Origin of the sequence: Actinoalloteichus hymeniacidonis (assembly GCF_014203365.1) — a bacterium.
GTDB classification, from domain to species: domain Bacteria; phylum Actinomycetota; class Actinomycetes; order Mycobacteriales; family Pseudonocardiaceae; genus Actinoalloteichus_A; species Actinoalloteichus_A hymeniacidonis.
Genome location: NZ_JACHIS010000001.1, coordinates 1,843,189 through 1,863,281, shown reverse-complemented (window position 1 = coordinate 1,863,281; position 20,093 = coordinate 1,843,189). Strand labels below are relative to the sequence as shown.

Here is a 20,093-nt window from a genome sequence, read left to right as displayed (position 1 = left end):
CCCACCGATTCCTTGGTTTGCAGGCGGGTGGATTCGCAGAAAACACACTTCTAGGAGAGAAATGCGTCGTCATGCCGGGATTTATCTGGGCTCATACGGATTCTCGTTGCTGGGAAAGGGCATCGCCGGCGTCATCATGCCGCTGCTGGTGTTGGAACGCACCGGCGATGTGCTGGCGGCAGGCCTGCTGGCCACGGTGACCACGGCGGTGTCGGCCGTGGTGGGGATCTTCGGCGGACTACTCGTGGACCGAGTCGACCGCCGCAGGATCTCGATCGCCGGTGACCTGTTCTCCGCGCTGTCGCTGACCGCACTGCCGATCGTGGACGCGGTCTGGGGCCTGAATCTGACGTGGTTCCTCACCCTGGCCGTCATCGGGGCGCTGTTCCGGGTGCCCGGGATGACCGCGCACGAGACGCTGCTGCCCGCCATGGTCCGACTCGGCTCGGGTCGCAAGGGCGCCCTGGACCGGTTGGTCGCCATCCGCGAGACGATGAGCAACGTCCTGTTGCTGGCCGGGCCCGGCGTGGGCGGGCTCTTCATCGGGCTCTTCGGCCTGAACCCGACGCTACTGCTGGCCACCGCCGGGACGAGCCTGCTCGCCGCCGCCATGACGACGGTGATCGACCCGAGGGCGGGCGTCATCGTCCGCCCCGCAGCCAACACCGCCGAACCGGCCCCCGCCCGGGGTGCGATTCGCGGCGCGGTGCACGATCTCCTCGCCGGGTGGCGGTTCCTCGGTCGAAGCGGGATCGTGCTCGGCACCACGCTGATCAGCTCCGCACTCGTCGCCGCGATCAGTTCGCTGCAGACCACGTTGATGCCCGCCTACTTCACCTCGGAGAACCTGCCCGCGCTGGCGGGTCTGACGCTGAGTGCGCTGGCGGCGGGCAGCATCGTCGGTTCGTTGATCTTCACCACCGCACGCGGCCGCGTCAGCCGCCGCACCTGGTTCGTGATCGGCATGCTGGGCACCCTGGTCGGGTTCGCCGCGCTCGGCACCATGTTCTCCCCGTGGGTGGTGTTCGGTGCGGCCGCGTTCATCGGACTCACCAATGCCCCGGTCTCGGCGGTCCTGGGCATCCTGACGATCGAGGCCACCCCGGACGAGCTGCGCGGTCGGATCCTGGGGGCGCAGAACGCCCTCGTACTCGGTGCACCCGCCCTCGTCACCGCGCCCATCGCCGCCATCGCCGCAGGCGTCGGGCTGCCTGCCGCAGGCATCGTCCTCGCCGCGATCACCGGGATCACGGCGCTCATCGCACTGGTGATCCCGGTGTTCCGTTCGCTGGACGACGTGCGGGCCGAGGACGAGCCTGCCGTGGTCGACGCGGATCCGATGGAGGTCGCGCAGGCCGCTCTCAATCCGCCGATGGTTCCGTCGAGCGTTCCCGAGGAGCCGGCCGCCCAGGAACCCTCGGCCGAGGAACAGCCTGGTTCCAGCGCGACAGAGCCCGCGGGTGCGGTGCGCTGACGCCCGTTGGGCCGGGAAGGCGACCCGTCCGTCGTACCGCAGGCGCTACCCGCAGGCTGCGGTGCGGTGGGCGGTGTCGCGGAATCGTCGGGGCGAGGAGCCGACCACCCGCCGGAAGGCGTTGCTGAACGCACTGTCGGATTCGTAGCCGGTCGCGGCCGCGAGCTCGGTGATCGACCGGGTTCCCCGGCGCAGGGCATCACGGGCCAGGCTCATCCGCCATTCGATCAGATACTGCAGCGGCGCGGTCCCGACCTGCTTCTTGAATGCGGCGGCGAACGCGGAGCGGGGCATGCGGCTGATCCCGGCGAGTTCGTTGAGATGTGGCCGGACCCGTGGGCTGGTAGTCGGGCTTGGCGAGACCGGAGCTCCGGGGCAGCCGCGAAGCTCCGGTTACCTGCAAGATCGACGATCTGGACGTGGGATTCGCCCGGCGTTATTCGTTGGCCCCGTTCGTCTCGGCGTCGATGATCGCGTTGTGCCGCAGGGTGAGTGTGCGCTCCACCGCAGCCAGGATTCCGGCCACCAGCAGCCCGACGGAGAGCCAGTCCGGCAGGACGATCGGAGACTCGAAGGTTCCCACCAGCTCGGCGATCCGGGGCACCGAGGTGATCAACTCGATCGCCCTGGGAACGACGAGGACGAGGTTGACCAGCAGGACCACGATGGCGGCTCCCCCGATCCACCGGCTGACCGTGGGATTGCGTCGCTGCAGGCGGAACCGCAGGTCCTCTGCGGTGCCCCGGGCGGGCTTCATCCGCTGTTCCACACCGGAGTCCCGGACCAGGTGGACGCGCGTGACCCCGTACATGCCCGCGTTGACCTCGATCCTCCCGCCCGGGATCGCGAACTCGGCGGGCATCTCGCGCTTGGCCTGCCAGATCCCGTCGAGATACAGCTCGGCGTCCCAACCGCCGTCCTCCTGGCCCATGTCGATGTCGACGGTCCAGGTGTGCCCCAGTCCGTTCGGGCCGTCGTGGGTGATGCTGTACACCGAGCGGTGCAGCACCTCGCGGCGGCGGAATGGTCGAAGCGTCCGCCCGTCCTCGATTCCGTGGTCGCCGGTCACGATCTACCTCCGTAAGCAACAGTGGGGTCGGGTGGCCGCACGCCGATCCGAGCGGCCGGGGCGCCTCGGAGCGGACGCGTCGGCAGACCGCGTTTCTCCTGCGGGTGAATGGGAAGGCAGTCGAATAGTCGGTCCCGCATCGAGCGGTCATCGCTCGTGGTCAACGCGGTGGTCCTCGCCTCGCGTCGACTATTCACGGATTCCGGTGCTGCCATTGCCCCAGTGGAAACCCTGCCGTCACGGCATGGTCAATACATCGACCGAGGTGATCTGCGTCGCATTCGCTTCCTCTGATGGAGAACGGCGTTCCGGCGCAATAGTCGCGATTACCGACCGTATCCGTTCACCCGCCGAACCGACCGAAGTCGGCACCCCTGTGCCGCACCGTCGGAGGAAATCGTCGGGTATTCACTCGACGACGGTGATACAGATCTCGCCCGGCTCTACTTGAGTATGCCGTGGCGTCAGGGTCTTTCCTGGGCACCGCGGCGCACAAAGGGTTCGGGTGCGAATCCGGTTCGAGGCAGACCGGGTGCGGCATACGAACCGGCGGTCCGTTCGGGGCGACCGGACCGGTGGGGGGATGGTGCCGCGGCCTGCCCCACGGGGGGAGGCCGCGGCACGGAGTCCTGATGGACGTGCGGGACGGCGCTGGTGCTGACCGGGCCGCCCGCAGGGGCCGACGGGCCTCGATCAGGCGGCCCGCACCAGCTCCACGACGGGAATCGTGCGCTCGGTCTTGGCCTGGTAGTCGGCGAACTGCGGCTGCACCGCGCTCATGCGCGCGTAGACCTCGTCACGCTCGGTACCGGTGAGCACCTTTGCGGTCACCTTGAACTTCTCGGTCCCGACCTCGACGCTGGTCTCCGGGTTGGCGACCAGGTTGTGGTACCAGTCGGGGTGATAGGGGGCGCCGCCCTTGCTGGCGAAGACGAAGAGCCTGCCGTCCTCCTCCAGGTAGGCCAGCGGTGCGATCCGTGCGACGCCGGAACGTGCTCCCACATGGTGGACGAGGATCAGCGGCGTGCCTTCGAACATGCCGCCTGCGCGTCCCTCATTGGCGCGGAACTCGCCGATGACCTGGGTGTTCATGGCGTCTAACTCTGCTTTTGTCGGCACAGCCGTGCTCCCGAACGATTCGATGATGTGGTGGACAACGGGATCAACCCGACACCGAGTATCGATATTCCCGTTTCCCGACCCATTCCTCGAAGCGCTTCACGCGGCACCCCGCCTGCTTTTCCACATGAGGCCGCGAGTAGCACTGCGTGATGACGCCGAGCTCGCCCCTTTGATCCTTTCGAGTGGCGTGTGACCGAAGAGCCCAACATCCGGTACGCGAGTCCCATAATGCTAATCCGGGGGTCGAGCGGAAAGGTGCACCGGAAATGGGATCCGACACCGCGTCATCGGGCGGCGGGAACACCACGCCGAACACCGTGCGTGCCGTGGTGCACGACGTCGTCGCGCAGGTCGCACCGGAGGAACTCCCCATCGTCGCCGGCTTGGCCACCATGGACGAGGCCACGGTCCGGCGCCGACTGGCCGAGGCCCGTTCCCGTCGGGAACCGCTGGGGTTCGGCCTCGTCGAGGTGATCGCACTCGTCACACCCGTGGTGTGGCTCGCGGTGGACCACGCCGCCGAGCGGATCGCCGAGTCCGCAGTGGACGGAGCGGCCAAGGGTTCCCGCACACTGCTGCGTCGATTATTCCGTCGCAGACGCCGGGTCGCGGCCGCCGTCGTCCCGCCGTTGAGCACCGAACAACTCATCGAGGTACGCAGGCTGGTGTTGGAACAGGCGGCCACGCACGGGCTCGACGAGCCACGGGCCTCGATGGTGGCCGACGCCGTGGTGGCACGGCTGGCGACGAGGGATCCCGGGGCCGCGCCTGCCGACCCGCCGCCGTCCTGACCGGGGTCCAAGCCGTCTCCGCACCGTCGACCCGCCGGTTACTCGGCCGACCCGGGGCACTACCTTGCGCAACGACGAGTTCGCCTCGCGCACCTGCCGCCCGCGCGAACCTCGCGCTCGGTCCGCCGTCGGCGGCCCCGCTGACCGGCCGGTCGGTCGACCACGATTGTGAGTGCCGCGCAGGCCGATATGTGCGCTGAGTAATCGCCGACCGCTACACCTCGGCGATCCGCCGCGCTTTTGTTGGTTCTCTACAACCGAAGTGGCTCTGTCATGCTCCCTCTGCGACATTCCCCCGCAGGCCATTAGAGGAGAGGCTGTGTAGGGCGCGTGGGGGATGTCGTCAGGGACGCGCACAGTCAACAGGAGGGGCTTGTCGGGTGTTCAGTCGTGTTGCCATCGTCAACCGTGGTGAGGCCGCGATGCGGCTCATCCATGCCGTCCGCGACCTGGCCGCAGAGACCGCGACGCGGATCGAGACCGTCGCCCTGCACACCGACGTCGACCGCACCGCCACGTTCGTCCGCGAGGCCGACCTCGCCTACGACCTCGGAGCTGCCGCCGCGCGGCCGTACCTCGACCTGAAGGCGCTCGAACGCGCGCTGGTCGAGACCGGCGCCGACGCCGCGTGGGTCGGTTGGGGCTTCGTCGCGGAGGATCCGGCGTTCGCGGAGCTGTGCGAGGAGATCGGTGTCACCTTCATCGGGCCGAGCGCGACGGCCATGCGCAAGCTCGGTGACAAGATCGGTGCGAAGCTGATCGCCGAAGAGGTGGGGGTGCCGGTCGCGCCGTGGAGCCGGGGCGCGGTCGAGACCGTCGACGCCGCGGTCACCGCAGCCGCCGAGATCGGTTATCCGCTGATGCTCAAGGCGACCGCCGGCGGCGGTGGACGCGGTATCCGCGTCGTCGCCAACGATGCCGACCTCGTCGACGCCTACGAACGCACCAGCCAGGAGGCCGCCAGGGCCTTCGGCAGCGGCGTGGTCTTCCTGGAACGTCAGGTCACCGGCGCCCGGCATGTCGAGGTGCAGGTGATCGCCGATGGCGACACCGCATGGGCGCTGGGAGTGCGGGACTGCTCGGTGCAGCGGCGCAACCAGAAGGTCATCGAGGAGTCGGCGTCGCCGGTGCTCAGCGCCGAGCAGACCGCCGAGCTCAAGGCCTCCGCCGAGCGGTTGGCCGTGGCGGTCGGGTACTGCGGCGCGGCAACCGTGGAGTTCCTCTACCACCCCGGCGAGAAGCTGTTCGCGTTCCTCGAGGTCAACACCCGCCTGCAGGTGGAGCACCCGATCACCGAGTCCACCACCGGTTTCGACCTGGTCAAGGCGCAGCTGCATGTGGCATCGGGCGGCAAGCTCGACGGCACGCCGCCCGTCGAACGTGGGCACGCCATCGAGGCCCGGCTCAACGCCGAGGACCCGGACCGCGACTTCGCCCCCTCCCCCGGCCGTATCGCGCGGCTGGATCTGCCCGTCGGACCGGGGATCCGGGTGGACACCGGTGTCAGCGAGGGCGACACCATTCCCGCGGACTTCGACTCGATGATCGCCAAGGTCATCGCCTACGGCCGCGACCGCGAGGAAGCGCTCAGCAGACTGCGTCGCGCGATGACCCAGACCAAGGTGATCATCGAGGGCGGTGCGACGAACAAGAGCTTCGTGCTCGATCTGCTCGACCAGCCCGAGGTGATCGACGCGACCGCCGACACCGGCTGGATCGACCGGGTCCGCGCCGAGGGCAGGTTGGTCACCCATCGGCACTCCGCCGTCGCCCTGGCCACCGCGGCCATCGAGGCCTATGAGGTGGAGGAGGACGTCGAGCAACAGCGTCTGCTGTCCACCGCGTTCGGCGGCCGCCCGCAGGTGCAGCACGAGAGCGGCCGACCGCTGGATCTGAAGCTGCGCGGCGTCGGGTACCGGGTGCGGGTGGCACGGGTGGGGGCGGATCGGTTCCGCGTCGGCGTCGAGTCGGGCGGCTCGGTCCGCACCGCCGATGTCGTGCTCGACCGTTTCGATCGGCATACCGGGCAGATCGTGGTCAACGGCATCCGATACCGCCTGCTCACCGGAACACACGGCCCGATCCACCTGATCGAGGTGGACGGCGTGACGCACCGCGTCACTCGGGACGAGGGCGGCGTCGTCCGCTCGCCGATGCCCGCATTGGTCGTCGCCCGTCCGGTGGAGGTCGGCGCCGAGGTCGAGGCGGGCGCTCCGGTGCTGGTCCTGGAGAGCATGAAGATGGAGACGGTGCTGCGGGCGCCGTTCCGGGCTCGCTTGAAGGAATGCGTCGTCTCGGTGGGCGGCCAGGTGGAGACGGGTGCGCCGTTGCTGCGGCTGGAGCCGTTGGGCGACACCGAGTCCGCCGACACCGCCACCGACGAGGCCGTCGAGCTGGATCTACCCGCCGAGCCCGCGCAGATCCCGACCTGGGAACGCCTGACCCGGGGCCAGGAGAACCTACGCAGTCTGCTGTTGGGCTTCGATGTCGATCCACACGACGAGCGTCGGGTGATCGACGACTATCTCGCCGCGCGCCGGGAGGCCATCGCGGAGGGCCACCGGCCGCTGTCCGGGGAACTGGACCTGATGGACGTCTTCGCGGATCTCGCCGAGCTGAGCCGGAATCGGCCCTCGAGCGACGATGGCGTCGACAGCCACGTCCACAGTGCCCGCGAGTACTTCCACACCTACCTGCAGAGCCTGGACGTCGAGCGGGCCCGGCTGCCGGAGAGGTTCCAGGACAAGCTCGCCAAGGCGCTGGGGCATTACGGCGTCACCGAGCTGGACCGCTCCCCCGAGCTCGAAGCCGCGGTGTTCCGGATCTTCCTGGCCCAGCAGCGGGCCACGGTGGATGCCACGGTCGTCACCGACCTGTTGCGGGCCTGGTTGCAGGAGCCGCCGCCGGACGAGACGCTGCGGGAACCGGTCGGGCTGGCCTTGGAACGGCTGGTGGCCGCGACGCAGGTCCGGTTCCCGGCGGTCTCCGACCTCGCCCGGGGCGTGGTGTTCGCCTGGGTCGGCCAGCCGTTGCTGCGGCGCAACCGGGCCCGGGTCTACGCCGACGTCCGCAGGCACCTGCGGCACCTGGACGAGAACCCGCAGGCCGCCGACCGTGCCGAGCGCATCGCCGAGATGGTCCGCAGCACCGAGCCGCTGGTCCGGCTGCTCGGTCAGCGGCTGGGGCGCGGCGCCTCGGACAACACGGTCATGTTGGAGGTGTTGACCCGGCGGTACTACGGCAACAAGGGCCTCACCGGCATCCACACCCACGAGGTCGCGGGCTGCACCTTCGTGGTCGCCGAGCGCGCGGGTTCGCGGGTGGTCAACGCTGCGGTGGGCTTCGACGAGTTGGGCAGCGCGCTGCGGGGGCTTGCCGAGCTGGCGGGCGGCACCGACATCGATGCCGACATCTACCTCGCGTGGGAGAACCAGCCCGAGGACTCCGCGGCGATGGCGGCCGAGCTGGCCGAGGTCGTCGGGGCGCAACCGCTGCCCGAGCAGGTCCGCAGGCTCACCACCACCGTGGCGGGTCGCAGTGGCGCGGTGATGCACCAGCACTTCACCTTCCGCGCCTCGGAGACCGGCATGGTCGAGGACCGGTTGATCCGGGGACTGCATCCCTACATCGCGCAGCGGATGCAGTTGGAGCGCTTGAACAGGTTCGACCTCACTCGCGTGCCGTCCTCGGACGAGGAGGTCTACCTCTTCCGTTGCGTGGCCAAGGAGAACGCCGCCGACGATCGGCTAGTGGCCCTCGCGCAGGTGCGCGACCTGACCGAGCTGCGGGAGTACGACGGTCGGTTGGTCTCGCTGCCGACGGCGGAGGACACCGTCGCCGCCTGCCTGGACGCGATCCGTCGTGCGCAGTCGCTGCGGCCGTCGAAGAAGCGCTTCAACACCAACCGGATCGTGGTCTACGTCTGGCCGCCGAGCAACATCACCCGCGCGGAGCTGGAGACGATCGCGGGCCGCGTGCTGCCGACGACCCTGGGCGCGGGGTTGGAGGAGATCCTGTTCATCGCCCGCCAGCGTGATCGAGCGACCGGCGAGCTGGTCAAGAGCGCGGTGCGCATCACCTTCGACGCCACCGGCCACGCGGAGCTCACCGTGGGCGAGCCCTCGGACGAACCGATCGAGCCGGTCGACGACTACCGGCAGAAGGTGCTGCGGGCGGCCAGCCGCAACACGGTGTACCCGTACGAGCTGACCGGTCTGCTCGGCGAGTTCGTCGAGCACGACCTCGATGAGAACCACGTGCTGGTGCCGGTCGACCGGCCCAAGGGTCGCAACACCGCGGCCCTGGTCGCGGGCATGGTCACCACCAAGACCGCGCGGCATCCGGAGGGCGTCACCCGGGTCGTGCTGCTGGGCGACCCGACCAAGTCGCTCGGGGCGCTGTCCGAGGCCGAGTGCCGTCGGGTGATCGCCGCCCTGGATCTGGCCGAGCGGACCGGGGTGCCGCTGGAGTGGTACGCGTTGTCCTCGGGTGCGCGGATCTCCATGGAGTCCGGCACCGAGAACATGGACTGGGTGGCCGCCGCACTCAAGCGGATCGTCGAGTTCACCCAGGACGGCGGCGAGATCAACATCGTGGTCGCGGGCATCACCGTCGGTGCGCAGCCGTACTGGAACGCCGAGGCGACGATGCTCATGCACACCAAGGGCATCCTGGTGATGGCGCCGGAGTCGGCGATGGTGCTCACCGGCAAGCAGTCGCTCGACTTCTCCGGTGGGGTCTCGGCCGAGGACAACTTCGGTATCGGCGGTTACGACCGGGTGATGGGCCCGAACGGGCAGGCGCAGTACTGGGCGCCGGATCTGGCCGCGGCGCGGGACGTGCTGATGGCGCACTACGACCACACCTACGTCGTCCCCGGCGAGCAGACGCCCCGCCGGGCGCGGACGACCGACCCGGTGGATCGCGACGTCTCCGACTTCCCGCATGCCGTGGTGGGCAGCGACTTCACCACGGTCGGCGAGATCTTCTCGGCCGAGTCCAACCCGGACCGCAAGAAGCCCTTCGACATCCGCACCGTGATGCGGGCCCTGTCGGACCAGGATCACCCGGTGTTGGAGCGCTGGGCGGGCATGGCCGACGCGGAGACGGCTGCGGTGCAGGACGTGCATCTCGGCGGGATGCCGGTGTGTCTGCTGGGTATCGAGTCGCGGTCGATTCCGCGCCGAGGCTTCCCTCCCACCGACGGGCCGGACACCTACACCGCGGGCACCCTGTTCCCACAGTCGTCGAAGAAGGCGGCACGGGCGATCAACTCGGCGAGTGGCAACCGGCCGCTGGTGGTGTTGGCGAACCTGTCCGGTTTCGACGGCTCGCCGGAGTCGATGCGCAAACTGCAGCTAGAGTACGGCGCCGAGATCGGTCGGGCGATCGTGAACTTCCAGGGGCCCATCGTGTTCTGCGTGATCTCGCGGTATCACGGCGGCGCGTTCGTGGTGTTCTCCAAGGCGCTCAACCCGAACATGACCGTGCTCGCGCTGGAGGGTTCCTTCGCCTCCGTGCTCGGCGGCGCCCCGGCGGCGGCGGTGGTGTTCGCGGGCGATGTCAATGCCCGGGCCGCAGGCGACGAGCGGGTTCGCGAGCTGGAGGCGCGGGTGTCGGCGAGCACCGGCGCCGATCGGGCCGCGCTCGCCGCCGAGCTGGAGGAGCTGCGGGCCTCGGTACGCGCGGAGAAACTCGGCGAGGTGGCCACGGAGTTCGACCGGGTGCACAACATCCAGCGTGCGGTCGAGGTCGGTTCGGTCGACGCCGTCATCAGCGCGGCCGAGCTGCGTCCCCGCATCATCGAGGCCATCGAGTCGCGATTGAGCTAGTCGTTGGATCGAGGCCGGTGGGTGGCATCTCGGATGCCACCCACCGGCTTTCTCGTGTCAGGAACCGGGGGTTCGGATCAGCGCGGTCCGTCGCCGGTCACCGGCACGAACCGGGACTCGCCGGAGCCGACCTCGAAGATCACCCGGTCCTCGGTCGTCTCGATATAGCGAGCCCGCGACCGACCCGTGGAGCGGTAGGTCATCCCCTCGACCCTGGGTAGTTCGACCCGGCCGGTGACGTTGACGGGCAGCTGCGCGGTCGCCCGGACGCCGCGATCGGTGCGCACCCAGTCCAACGACACCGGTCCGCGTTGGGTGTGCACGGTGCCCTCGGCGTCCGGCGGTCCGGCGGCGGGCGGGACGAGCCGCACCGTCGCGGCGCCGGGATCGCCCGGTCGGATGCCCAGCATCGTCTCGGTGATGTCGACAGCGGCCTGCGCACCCCAGCCGTGGGACTGGCTGTGGTTCGAGCCCTCTTCCCGGGTCCACGCCTCCCAGGTGAAGGTCGCGCCCTGATCGAGGATGTTCGCCCAGCCGAGTTTCGTCGGGTCGGTGAGCAGGTCGTGTACCAGGTCGGGTCGCTCGGCGTCCGAGAGTGCCTGCAGCAACCAGTGGGCGGTCATCGGACCCTGCCGCATCCCCATCGAGGCCAGGTGTTCGGCGAGCGCCGGGTGATCGGCCTCCGGTGCGATCCCGAAGGCGATGGCATATGAGGTGGCGTGCTGACTGCGTCCGTCGCTCTGGGTGCCGTCCGCGTACAGGCCGTCGACGTAAGCGCCGTCCTCGGCACGCAACTGCTCGTTCATGGCCTCGGTCAGCGCCGCCTGGGCTGCTCGATAGTGCTCGCCCTCCTCGGCGGGACGGCCCAGTTCCTCGGCCATCTGGGCCGTGCGTCGCAGCACCTCCACGCCTTGGGCGTTGATGGTGGTGCGGGCGGCGGTGGCCATGTCGTAGTCGAAGCGACCGGGTGCGGGCCAGTCGATGATCCCGAACTCGTAGTCGCCGCTGCCGCCCGCGAGTTCGGTGACCAGGCCCGCCGTCGGGCCGTCGCCGGGGATGTGTCGGAGCACGTACTCGGCGGTCTGCCGGATCGCCGGGTACGCCTCGGCGAGCAGGGACCGGTCGCCGGTGACCTGGTAGTACCGCCACACCCAGTTGACGAACATCTGGGTGAAGTCGGGGATGTCGCGTTTGCCGTCGCCGTTGGGGTAGACGGCGTTGTACCGCCCGCTGTCCGCGCCGTCGGCCCAATGACGTTGTTGGGAGGCGAGGAACTCGCGGATGGCCTGTTGGGTGGCGTCCCGTTCGCCGAAACCCTGCATGGTGGCATAGGAGATGTTGGCCGAATCCAGCAGGAACTGGCCCTTCTCCCTGGTCGGGGTGTCGACGAACTGTTCCTGCACGGAGTACAGCGCGGAACGCTGCATCAGCTCCCACACCTCGGTGAGGGTGTCGTCGGAACTGGTGAAGGTCGCCTCGGCGTCGGCGGGGATCTCGGTGTGCAGTAGGACGGCGGCGACATCGTCGAGGGCGATGTCCTCGGCCGCGTCGGGGATCTCCAGGTAGCGGAAGGCCAGGTGGGTGAAGGCCTCGTACTCCTGGGGCCCGTCGACCTGGGTGTAGGGAAAGGTCATCAGGGTGTTCTGGGTGGACAGTCGGGACGTGTCGACCCGGCCGTCCTCGGTGAGTTCGTAGCCCGCGCGCAGTTGCAGGGTCCGGCCGTCGACGCCCTCGTCGAAGCGGACGATCGGCCGGGCGGGCACGACCACGCCGAAGTCGGCGACGACGGTGCCGTCGGCGGCCGTGTGCAGTTCGACCGCGTCGATCTCCGTCTCGGTGACCCGGGTCTCCTGGCCGGTCACGCTGGTGAAGGGTTCGGCGGGGTGTGCTCCGAGGCTGGTCGCGGCCGCCCAGTCGGTGTCGTCGAAGTCGGCGTCGTTCCAACCGGGGATGATGCCTCGGGCGTCCTGTTCGTCGACCCGGTCGCCTTCCCCGTTGCGCAGTGGTGATTCGGCGACGAACCGGGTGTCGCGGGTGACCCGCCAGCTGTCGTCGGTGTCGACGATCTGGGTGCTGCCGTCCTCGTGTTCGATCAACAGTTTGTGCAACAGGCCCGGTTCGCCCGCCGGTCGGCCCTGCCCGTCGCCGTACCAGTGGTAGCGCACGCCGATGGCGAGTGGGCTGCCGGGCTCGACGAGGTCGGTGACGTCGGCGGCCTGGTAGTAGCCCTCGCCGGGGTAGCCGAAGGAGGGCCCCCGGTCGGCACGCTGCCCGTTGAGGAAGAGCTCGTAGGTGTGGGAGGCGGCGGTGTAGGCCCTGGCTCGGACGATGGGGCTGTCGGCGACCGTCACCTCGGTGCGCGCCAACGTGTACTCGTCCGCCTCGGCGGCATCGCGGCGGATCCATTCCGCTCCTGCCCAGTCCTCGTCGGTGAGGCCGGTCTCGAAGCGGGCGGGTTCGGCCCACGGCGAGGATCGACCGCCGCTGTCCCAGGTCCGCACCGTCCAGTGATATTCGCGGCCCGGCAACAAATCAGGGCCCGCGTAGTCGATGTAGGACTGCTCGGCGGAGCGCACCCGGCCGCTGTTCCAGACCGGGGTGCCGTCGGCGGCCCGCTCGACCTTGATCTGGTAGGCGCTTTGGAATTCGTGGTGGTCCGGATCCTGCGGTTGCCAACCGAATGCCGGGGTGCCCTCGATGTTGAGTGGGGCGGCCTGGTCGTTGACACTGAGCACCGATGGCGCCAGCGGGGCTCGGTTGCGGATCTCACCGATCGCCGTTCCCACTGGCGCCCCGAGACCGACGGCGAGGCCGACGGCGGAGAATAACGCTGTCCCGATCACGGCAGGTCGCTGGCGCATCGTCGCTCCCAGGGCTGGTCCGCTTCAGTCATGGCACCATAGGCAGCGTCGAGGGGCCCGATCGAGTCCAGCAGCCGGAATCGGCCATTCACGGGCCGGAATGGACCGTCCTCTACTACGGTGGTCGCGCGAGATCACTGCCCGATGTCGGCCTGTGGTCCGGCCTCGGTGCCCAGCAATGCGGGGATGTCGGCCGCCGAGTCCAAGGTGTAGGAATAGAAGTCGCTCGGGTTGAACGCCGAGCCGCCGGAATCCCGCTTTCCGGTGGAGTTGACCACGATGTTGCCGGACTCGCGCAATTCCGCGGCCGCGTCCAGGTAGTACGGGTCCTTGACGTTGTCGAAGTAGCTGTTCTCCAGGACCATCTTGGTGGCGCCACGCGAATGGTTTCCGGTGGATCGCACGTTCTGCAGGTAGTTGTTGTAGAGATGCGCGTAGGCGATGTTGTCGGCGCTGGGGTTGCGCTGATTGGTGTCGCGGATCCAGTTGTGGTGGATGGTGATCCGCGAGGTGACGTTGTCGGTCCAGCCGATACCGAAGGACTTGTTGTTCTCGGCGAGCACGTTCCACGACACCGTCAGGTAGGTGGTGTCCTTGCGGCTGTCGATCAGTCCGTCGTTCATCCGAGTGATGGTGTTGTGGTCGATCCAGACATGGTGCGCGTTGTCGAGTTGGATGCCGTCGTAGTCGAAGTCCTTGTCGTCGGGGTCGTCCTCCTCCATCAGTGTGTCGCGGATGGTGAGGTTGCGGATGATCACGTTGTGGACGCCGTCGCCGAGGAAGAAACCGCCGTTGACGATGTGTCCCACCAGGCCGACGCCCACGATGGTCTTGTCGGAGGCCACCCGGATCTCGGTGCCGTAGGGCGTGACGGTGATCTCGCCGCCGACCCGGATGACGTAGGGCTCGGGGGCCGTGGCGTAGCGGACCAGGGATTCATAGTCGGTGACGGTGACGGTCTCGCCGCCCTCGCCGCCGGTGGTGCGCTCGACACCCAGTCCGCTGGTGCCCGCGAATCCGTCGGCGACATCGGAGTAGACCTGTCCGGCCGGTGGTGCGTCGGCGGTGGCGGGCGCCACGGACACCACCCCGCCGACCGTGGCCAGTAGGGCGATCAGCACGACGGATCGCCGTCGCCGCCCCGGGTTCCGAAGAATTCCGAACCTGGTCATCACGATCTCCTTTGATCGATTCGTTCGATTCGACCGGCGGAATTCTCCGGCCGCACTGTCGGTTGCCCGACCGATTACGAACCAGAATTCCGCCAATCGCAAGGAGATCGACACGATACGAATTAATCGCACATACTGTCAACTATTCACCGAATCGAATCGAGTTCGAACCCACAATCGACTCTCGCGTCGAATGGATCGCATAACCGGGCGGCCGAATGGGCGGCGACAAGCGTCGATGATCACTGGCGTGCGCCGCGTCGCTTCGACGCGTGGATCGATGCGGAGACCGGATCGGACGTCAATCCGACCAATCCGCCCCCGAGCGACAGAACTGTCGTTACTCTCGGTGCCCTTAGCGTCACTCCGCAAGTAGATCGGAGGCGACATGAACGACCGCATCCTCGACCCCGGCGGGGCCCGCGAGCGACTCGAAGCGTGGAAGGGCCGCATCGACAAGCTTGCCGCCGACACCCAGACGATGAGCAGCCGTCTTCAAGCTGTGCGTATCACCACGAACGATCCGACCGGGCTGACCGAGGTCACCATCGATTCGACCGGCTCGCTGGTGAATCTCACACTGACCGACCGGATTCACCGTGTCCCCCCGACCGTCGTAGCCGAGACGATCATGGCGACGCTCGGCCGGGCGAGGACCACCCTGTCCGAGCAGTCGCAGGAGATCATCGCCGACACGATGGGGACCGAATCGCCGACGGCACAGGCCGTCTCGGCCAGCGTCGGCAGGCAACTGCGTGGTGAGGCACCACCGCACCCTGGTTCCTCGACGGACGAGGACGGCGAGGACTTCGACGACCGCTCCTACCTCGGGCGGCGGTGAGCATGGCCGACGGATACGACGTCGAGGTCGAGCAATTACGTACCCATGCGGGCAATGTGGATGCGGTCCGGGCGCGGTTCGACGCGGTGCGGTCGGCCAGCTCGAACATCGCGCAGAACGAAGAGGCCTACGGCACGTTGTGCGGCTGGATCTCAGGTGTGCTGGAGGCTAGGCATACCAAGCAGGACGAGTTGTTCGCCTACGTCGAGGAGAACCTCAATCTGCTCGCCGAGGCCTTGCGCACCACGGCTTCGAACTACGAGGGCATGGAGGACACGAATACCGACGTGATCCGTTCCGCCGGGGGCGAGGCGTTGCGATGAGTGAAGACTCGTTGATCGCACCGGTGGAGTCGTCCCGCGAGGTGTGGACGGGCTCGGGGTTGGCCGAGGGCGTCGAGGGTCTGATCGATGCCATCGCGGGCGAAAGCTGGGTGGACACCGCGCTGGCTGGTGGCACGCTGGCCGTCGAGGCCGCGGCGACCGCGATGGACCCGATCAGCGCGCTATTGGCCAATGGACTCGGCTGGGCGATGGAGTATTTCGACCCGCTACGAGAGATGCTCGACGAGCTGACCGGCATTCCGGACGTGGTAGCCGCACACGCCGCCACCTGGGAGAACATGTCTACCGAGCTATCAGCCATGGCAACCGATCTCGACGCGCACCTGGCGGCGGACCTTCCGGATTGGACCGGCGAGGCATCGGAGGCCTATCGCAGCATGATGGCCAACAACGTCGAGGCGCTCGGGGGTCTGTCGGCGATCTCGACGGCGATGTCGGTGGCCACCGAGGGGGCGGGCGGGCTCGTCGAGCTGACCAGAGGATTGGTCCGCGATCTCATCGCAGATCTGGTCGCCCGGGTGATCGTCTGGGCCGTCGAGGCGATCTTCGTGGTCACGATCCCGGTGATCGCCTCGCAGATCGCGGCTGCGGTGGTCAAGTGGGCGGGTCGCATTCTGACGTACACCCTGGGACTGATCGACAGTCTCACCAACCTCAGCAAGCTTCTCAACGAGTAGGCGGCCATGACGAGACTGCTCGCGTTAGTCGTGCTCATCGTCCGATTCGCATTACACCGCCGTACGCCCGACGGCGATGGAAAACCCCCATCGTCCAATCCCGGCTCCGGGGTGAAGAGCTCACAGGAGGCGACCGGTGAGATCGCGGTGCGCGGCCGCCCCACCGAATCCGGCCCACAATCGACCGATCCGGCCGCCCCGACCGACACCGACAACCAATGGAACAACACCGACGGCTCGACCACGCCGCCCCAGCCTGCGGACATCGGCCTCAGCGATGACCGTCGGAATCACATCTTGGACGGTCACGGCGACGATGAGGGTGGCGGTCACTTCCCTGGCACCGGCCTGTCCGACAAGACCGAGTTTCCCGAGCGATGGGCGCCCTACGATGAGAACCGACCCGGTGACCGGATCGTCGAGAACATTCTTGATATCGCCAGGAACCCGGATGAACCGCCCTTCTTACAGGACAACGGCAACTGGAACGCCCAAGGGACTCGGGATGGTGTGACGGTAGAGGTCATCATCGATCCCGACGGCAACATCGTGACAGCCTTTCCGCAGCCTGGCGGTCATGGCGTGTTCCACAATGACGAGAACGGCGTTCCGGGTGTGTACAACGAGAACGGCACACTGATTCAGCAGGACGAGAACGGCGATTGGGTCGGCGAGAACGAGCGGGGCGATCCAGTCCGGTACGACGAGCACGGCAATCCGGTCGGCTAGTGCAAGGGAGATACCGTTGGACGTCGTCAAAGTTGGCAGGGACCTCCGCAAATTGATGGAGAGGCTCGATGGTCGCCTCGCGGAACGACTCCCGCCCCGGCAACTCAAGTCGTACTGGTCGTACCTCAACGCGGGCGAGCGGACCGAACTGCTCGACGTGCTCTGCGCGACCCTGGTGAAACGGCAGATCCCGGTGACCTTGGAGGAACGGGGCATCCTCGCCGAGATTCTGAGCATGTACACCGATCCCGACCCGCGCTACACCTATGTCGCCGATCCGGCGGGAGTGTTGGCGCAGCTCGAAGTCAGTTCGGGATCGTGATCATCCGCTGGGTTCGGTCCGTCACCCCTCGCCCGCGCTGATCACCGCGTCTAGAGCCTCGTCGATCTCGTAGGCGGTGTCCTGGGCGGTGGCCAGTTCCTGCATCGCGGAATTGAACAGGTCCGCGTCATTGGTCTCGATCCCGGTCTGGCAGTCCTCGCCCGCCTGCCAGACCTGGAGGAGGAAGGTCACCCAGAGCACGTTGGCCTCGGCGTCGGGAATCCGGAAGTAGTCGGATGCGGAGAAGCTGAAGTCGACCAGCTCCGCACACAGTGGACCGATGTCGGTGAGCAGGTCGACGGTGTACCCGGCGTCGACCCGCAGGGTGACCGCGTCGAACAGTTCCTCGCGGGACCGGTAATAGGTGTCCAGCAGGTCGTCCCCGCCCCGGTCGAACCACGCATCGGCCTGGAGCGCCCTGGCCTGCGGCGAAGCGGCCGTGCCCACGTCGAGTGGCATCGTCTGTACCGCGTTGCGTTGCACGTCGGCGGACTCCGGCAATCGGGAGGCGAACGACGCCTGCTGGAACACGTAGCCGCTGGCCACCGTCAGGTTGACCCCGAGCAGGACGATCACCGCTATGCGCGCCGGTGCGGTCAACCCCGGCCGGCTCGGTCTCGGCCTGCGCAACGGCCGGGGCACCGCGATCAGCGCCGCGATGAGTGCACTGATCGGTAGCGCGGTCACGAACACCGAGTTGAACAGGGGCAGCGGGCTGGCCACCGTGGCGCACGGCGCCAACTCGAGGTTCAACGGCGGCAGACACAGCTCGGAGGCGTCCCACATGAGCAGGATCGCGAAGGCGAGCGCAGCCGCCACCCCGCCTGCAATCAGCGCGGCCTGCAACCGATGGGTGGGGACTGCGAGGCGGGCCAGCAGCGCGGCCACGGCCGAGGCGATCACCAGTGTCAGCACGAAACCGCCCATTTGGGCCACCACGTACCGGGCCACCGAGGTCTCGGTCTCCCGAGCGGCGAGCAAGCCGGCGACCACCGCCGCCAAGGCCAACCCGCCCGCGATCCCGCCGATGGCTCCCGGAATCAGCACGCGTTGCAGGGCGGGGAGGCCCTCGCCCGGTCGGGGGTCGCCGCCTGCCCACGGCGCATCACCGGCCCACGCCGGTCGGCCGGCGGGCTTTCGCGCGGTCCAGGCGAGCAGCGGCACCGACCAGACTCCGACGAAGGCGGCGATGACCAGGGGAAGTCCGGCCACGGTGTCCGTCATGCTGACCATCCGGGCGAACACCCGGTCGAGCAGTTGTAGCGGCGGTCGGTCCGATTCGATGCCCAGCTGGAAGGTGACCACCGAATCGCGGACTCCGGCGAGATCGGGCAGCCAACCCGTCGCGAAGGCCACGCCCTGGGTGTGCCACCAGTAGAACCACACCGACAGGGCCAAGGCCGAGGCCAACAGACTGAGCACCATCACGCCCCGCAGGGATCGTCCCTGCCAGGCGGCGACCCACAGCCGTGCACAGTGCACGAGCCACCAGCTGAACGCCATGGCAGCCATGACGACCAGGCCCAGGATCCAGGGCCGGAGCGGGACCCATTCGTTGATGGTGCCCTGACCGGTGACGATCCCGCCCGCCACCATGCCGAGGCCCAGCCACCAGCCCGCGCGGACCGCCGACGGCGGGGCGCCGCCGCCCAGCGCTCGATGGGTGACCGCGCGGAACAACGCGGTGCCGACCACCCCCGCGATCAGGCCTGCTGCGGTGAGTGCGATGGCATGTTGGGCCCACAGCGTGATTGCGGCGTACTGGGTGAGGACGAACATGCCATGGGTGTGCACGATGGCACCTGCCGCACCGGTGAGGAACAGCGGCAGCGCGTCGACGCCGAACAACATCGCCGGATCGGTCAGGGCCCGGCGACGCAGTGCCCAGCTGGGGTGCGGGTGCCATAGTTCGGCGAACCGGCGCAGCGCCCGACGGCCCCGGCTCTGCTCGGCCTCGGCCTCCGTTGGCGCCGTCCAACCACCGTGGTCCGCGCCCCACCGCACCGCGGCGAGGTCGGCGTAGATCTCGCGGCTGCGCAGCACATCGGATCGGGCGAGGTAGACCAGCACGGTCAACACTGCGATGAGCAGCAGCGCCCGGAACACGATCGGGGCTTCGATACCGCCGACCTCCGAGTCGGACATGTACCAGAAACGCCAGGCACACCACAGCAGGAAAGGCGGGAGAGCCGCGCCCAGGTAGACCCGCCACAGCGCCACGGTCAGATAGGTGATCGTCACGTCGCGGTTGGCGATGTGGGCGAGTTCGTGCAGCACCACCGCCCGGAATCGGTCCGGGGCGGCGGAGCGCAGGGCGATGAGACCGCCGTGCAGGCACACCGTGGCCTGTTTGTTGCGGCCGAAGACCACGGCCCCTGCCGAGGTTGCGGTCAGGTCGACGACGATGCGCGGCGACCATTCCAGGCCTGCGGTCGCCACCAGGGCGGCCACCGTGCGGTGGATCTCGCCGTCGTGGTCGATGGCGGCCAACGGGACCACCCGGCCGCGACGCGCCTTCCACGCGGGTAACACGCGGAACAGCAGGGCGGTCAGCGCGGCCAGCAGCGCCCACCAGACGACCAAGACCCACCAGGACGGCGGCGCCGCATAGCGTTCACTGCATTCGCGGTAGGCCAGCCATTGGTTGCCGCGCTTGGCGATCACCTCGGCGGGCGAGTCCTCGCCGGGGGCGATGCCTGCGGCCAGCGAGCAGGAGAGGCCGTCGTAGGCGGTCAACGCGAGGGCCACGTTGAGCACCATCATGCTGCTGCTGGCGATCAACAGGACGACGAGCAGCACGAACTTCGCGGTGGTGCCCGCGTTCAGCATCCGCTCGTCGAGCTTGGTCGCCCTGGTCATC

14 protein-coding genes are annotated in these 20,093 nt (G+C 68.3%); 8 read left to right on the top strand and 6 right to left on the bottom strand.

Going from position 1 to position 20,093, the window contains the following annotated elements; all coding sequences use genetic code 11:
- The first annotated feature begins 61 nt into the window (after positions 1-61).
- A complete protein-coding gene (locus BKA25_RS08385; protein ID WP_069850796.1) occupies positions 62-1,474 on the top strand; it encodes an MFS transporter in 1,413 nt (470 codons plus the stop codon).
- A 45-nt stretch (positions 1,475-1,519) separates the two neighbouring features.
- On the opposite strand, the gene BKA25_RS08380 is transcribed toward BKA25_RS08385, so the two are convergent.
- The 3 genes from BKA25_RS08380 to BKA25_RS08370 form a co-directional block, all read right to left on the bottom strand.
- Positions 1,520-1,777 carry a helix-turn-helix transcriptional regulator gene (locus BKA25_RS08380; protein ID WP_257786122.1) on the bottom strand — a complete coding sequence of 86 codons (258 nt, stop codon included), beginning with the start codon at positions 1,775-1,777 and terminating at the stop codon, positions 1,520-1,522.
- 133 nt (positions 1,778-1,910) lie between these two features.
- Positions 1,911-2,543 carry a hypothetical protein gene (locus BKA25_RS08375; protein WP_084643242.1) on the bottom strand — a complete coding sequence of 211 codons (633 nt, stop codon included), beginning with the start codon at positions 2,541-2,543 and terminating at the stop codon, positions 1,911-1,913.
- 693 nt (positions 2,544-3,236) lie between these two features.
- Entirely contained in the window at positions 3,237-3,635 is a 399-nt protein-coding gene (locus BKA25_RS08370) for a nitroreductase family deazaflavin-dependent oxidoreductase (RefSeq protein ID WP_069850801.1), read from the bottom strand.
- A 296-nt stretch (positions 3,636-3,931) separates the two neighbouring features.
- Between BKA25_RS08370 and BKA25_RS08365 the strand changes: the two genes are divergently transcribed.
- Together BKA25_RS08365 and BKA25_RS08360 are read left to right on the top strand one after the other, a co-directional pair.
- Positions 3,932-4,456, top strand: a complete 525-nt coding sequence (locus BKA25_RS08365; protein ID WP_184285081.1) for a hypothetical protein — start codon at positions 3,932-3,934, stop codon at positions 4,454-4,456.
- 380 nt (positions 4,457-4,836) lie between these two features.
- Positions 4,837-10,287 carry an ATP-binding protein gene (locus BKA25_RS08360; RefSeq protein ID WP_069850803.1) on the top strand — a complete coding sequence of 1,817 codons (5,451 nt, stop codon included), beginning with the start codon at positions 4,837-4,839 and terminating at the stop codon, positions 10,285-10,287.
- Positions 10,288-10,364: 77 nt separating this feature from the next.
- Here the strand turns inward: BKA25_RS08360 and BKA25_RS08355 are convergent, their stop codons facing one another.
- Positions 10,365-13,148 (bottom strand): family 78 glycoside hydrolase catalytic domain, encoded by a 2,784-nt coding sequence (locus BKA25_RS08355; RefSeq protein ID WP_069850804.1) that lies wholly within the window; start codon positions 13,146-13,148, stop codon positions 10,365-10,367.
- Positions 13,149-13,282: 134 nt separating this feature from the next.
- Positions 13,283-14,320, bottom strand: coding sequence for a pectate lyase family protein (locus BKA25_RS08350; RefSeq protein ID WP_084643747.1), 1,038 nt, complete (start codon positions 14,318-14,320; stop codon positions 13,283-13,285).
- A gap of 388 nt (positions 14,321-14,708) precedes the next feature.
- Between BKA25_RS08350 and BKA25_RS08345 the strand changes: the two genes are divergently transcribed.
- The 5 genes from BKA25_RS08345 to BKA25_RS08325 all read left to right on the top strand — a co-directional run bounded on the left by BKA25_RS08345 (position 14,709) and on the right by BKA25_RS08325 (position 17,233).
- The gene (locus BKA25_RS08345; RefSeq protein ID WP_069850806.1) at positions 14,709-15,161 is read left to right on the top strand and encodes a YbaB/EbfC family nucleoid-associated protein; all 453 of its coding nucleotides are present in this window, start codon (positions 14,709-14,711) and stop codon (positions 15,159-15,161) included.
- Between the two features lie 2 nt (positions 15,162-15,163).
- The gene (locus BKA25_RS08340) at positions 15,164-15,484 is read left to right on the top strand and encodes a type VII secretion target (RefSeq protein ID WP_069850808.1); all 321 of its coding nucleotides are present in this window, start codon (positions 15,164-15,166) and stop codon (positions 15,482-15,484) included.
- Entirely contained in the window at positions 15,481-16,182 is a 702-nt protein-coding gene (locus BKA25_RS08335) for a WXG100 family type VII secretion target (RefSeq protein ID WP_069850810.1), read from the top strand. Before BKA25_RS08340 ends, BKA25_RS08335 begins: the two co-directional genes overlap by 4 nt.
- A 297-nt stretch (positions 16,183-16,479) precedes the next feature.
- Complete coding sequence (locus BKA25_RS28605; protein ID WP_184285080.1) at positions 16,480-16,911, top strand: EndoU domain-containing protein; 432 nt, start codon at positions 16,480-16,482, stop codon at positions 16,909-16,911.
- A gap of 55 nt (positions 16,912-16,966) precedes the next feature.
- Positions 16,967-17,233, top strand: a complete 267-nt coding sequence (locus BKA25_RS08325; RefSeq protein WP_069850813.1) for a hypothetical protein — start codon at positions 16,967-16,969, stop codon at positions 17,231-17,233.
- 21 nt (positions 17,234-17,254) lie between these two features.
- Here BKA25_RS08325 and BKA25_RS08320 read toward each other — a convergent pair whose 3' ends face one another.
- The gene (locus BKA25_RS08320; RefSeq protein WP_069850815.1) at positions 17,255-20,092 is read right to left on the bottom strand and encodes a M48 family metallopeptidase; all 2,838 of its coding nucleotides are present in this window, start codon (positions 20,090-20,092) and stop codon (positions 17,255-17,257) included.
- Between the last annotated feature and the right edge of the window lies 1 nt (position 20,093).

Coding starts and splice junctions, on each gene's coding strand:
- BKA25_RS08385 (WP_069850796.1), top strand. CDS start 62: ATGCGTCGTCATGCCGGGATTTATCTGGGCTCATACGGATTCTCGTTG.
- BKA25_RS08370 (WP_069850801.1), bottom strand. CDS start 3,635: ATGAACACCCAGGTCATCGGCGAGTTCCGCGCCAATGAGGGACGCGCA.
- BKA25_RS08365 (WP_184285081.1), top strand. CDS start 3,932: ATGGGATCCGACACCGCGTCATCGGGCGGCGGGAACACCACGCCGAAC.
- BKA25_RS08355 (WP_069850804.1), bottom strand. CDS start 13,148: ATGCGCCAGCGACCTGCCGTGATCGGGACAGCGTTATTCTCCGCCGTC.
- BKA25_RS08350 (WP_084643747.1), bottom strand. CDS start 14,320: ATGACCAGGTTCGGAATTCTTCGGAACCCGGGGCGGCGACGGCGATCC.
- BKA25_RS08345 (WP_069850806.1), top strand. CDS start 14,709: ATGAACGACCGCATCCTCGACCCCGGCGGGGCCCGCGAGCGACTCGAA.
- BKA25_RS08340 (WP_069850808.1), top strand. CDS start 15,164: ATGGCCGACGGATACGACGTCGAGGTCGAGCAATTACGTACCCATGCG.
- BKA25_RS08335 (WP_069850810.1), top strand. CDS start 15,481: ATGAGTGAAGACTCGTTGATCGCACCGGTGGAGTCGTCCCGCGAGGTG.
- BKA25_RS08325 (WP_069850813.1), top strand. CDS start 16,967: ATGGAGAGGCTCGATGGTCGCCTCGCGGAACGACTCCCGCCCCGGCAA.
- BKA25_RS08320 (WP_069850815.1), bottom strand. CDS start 20,092: ATGACCAGGGCGACCAAGCTCGACGAGCGGATGCTGAACGCGGGCACC.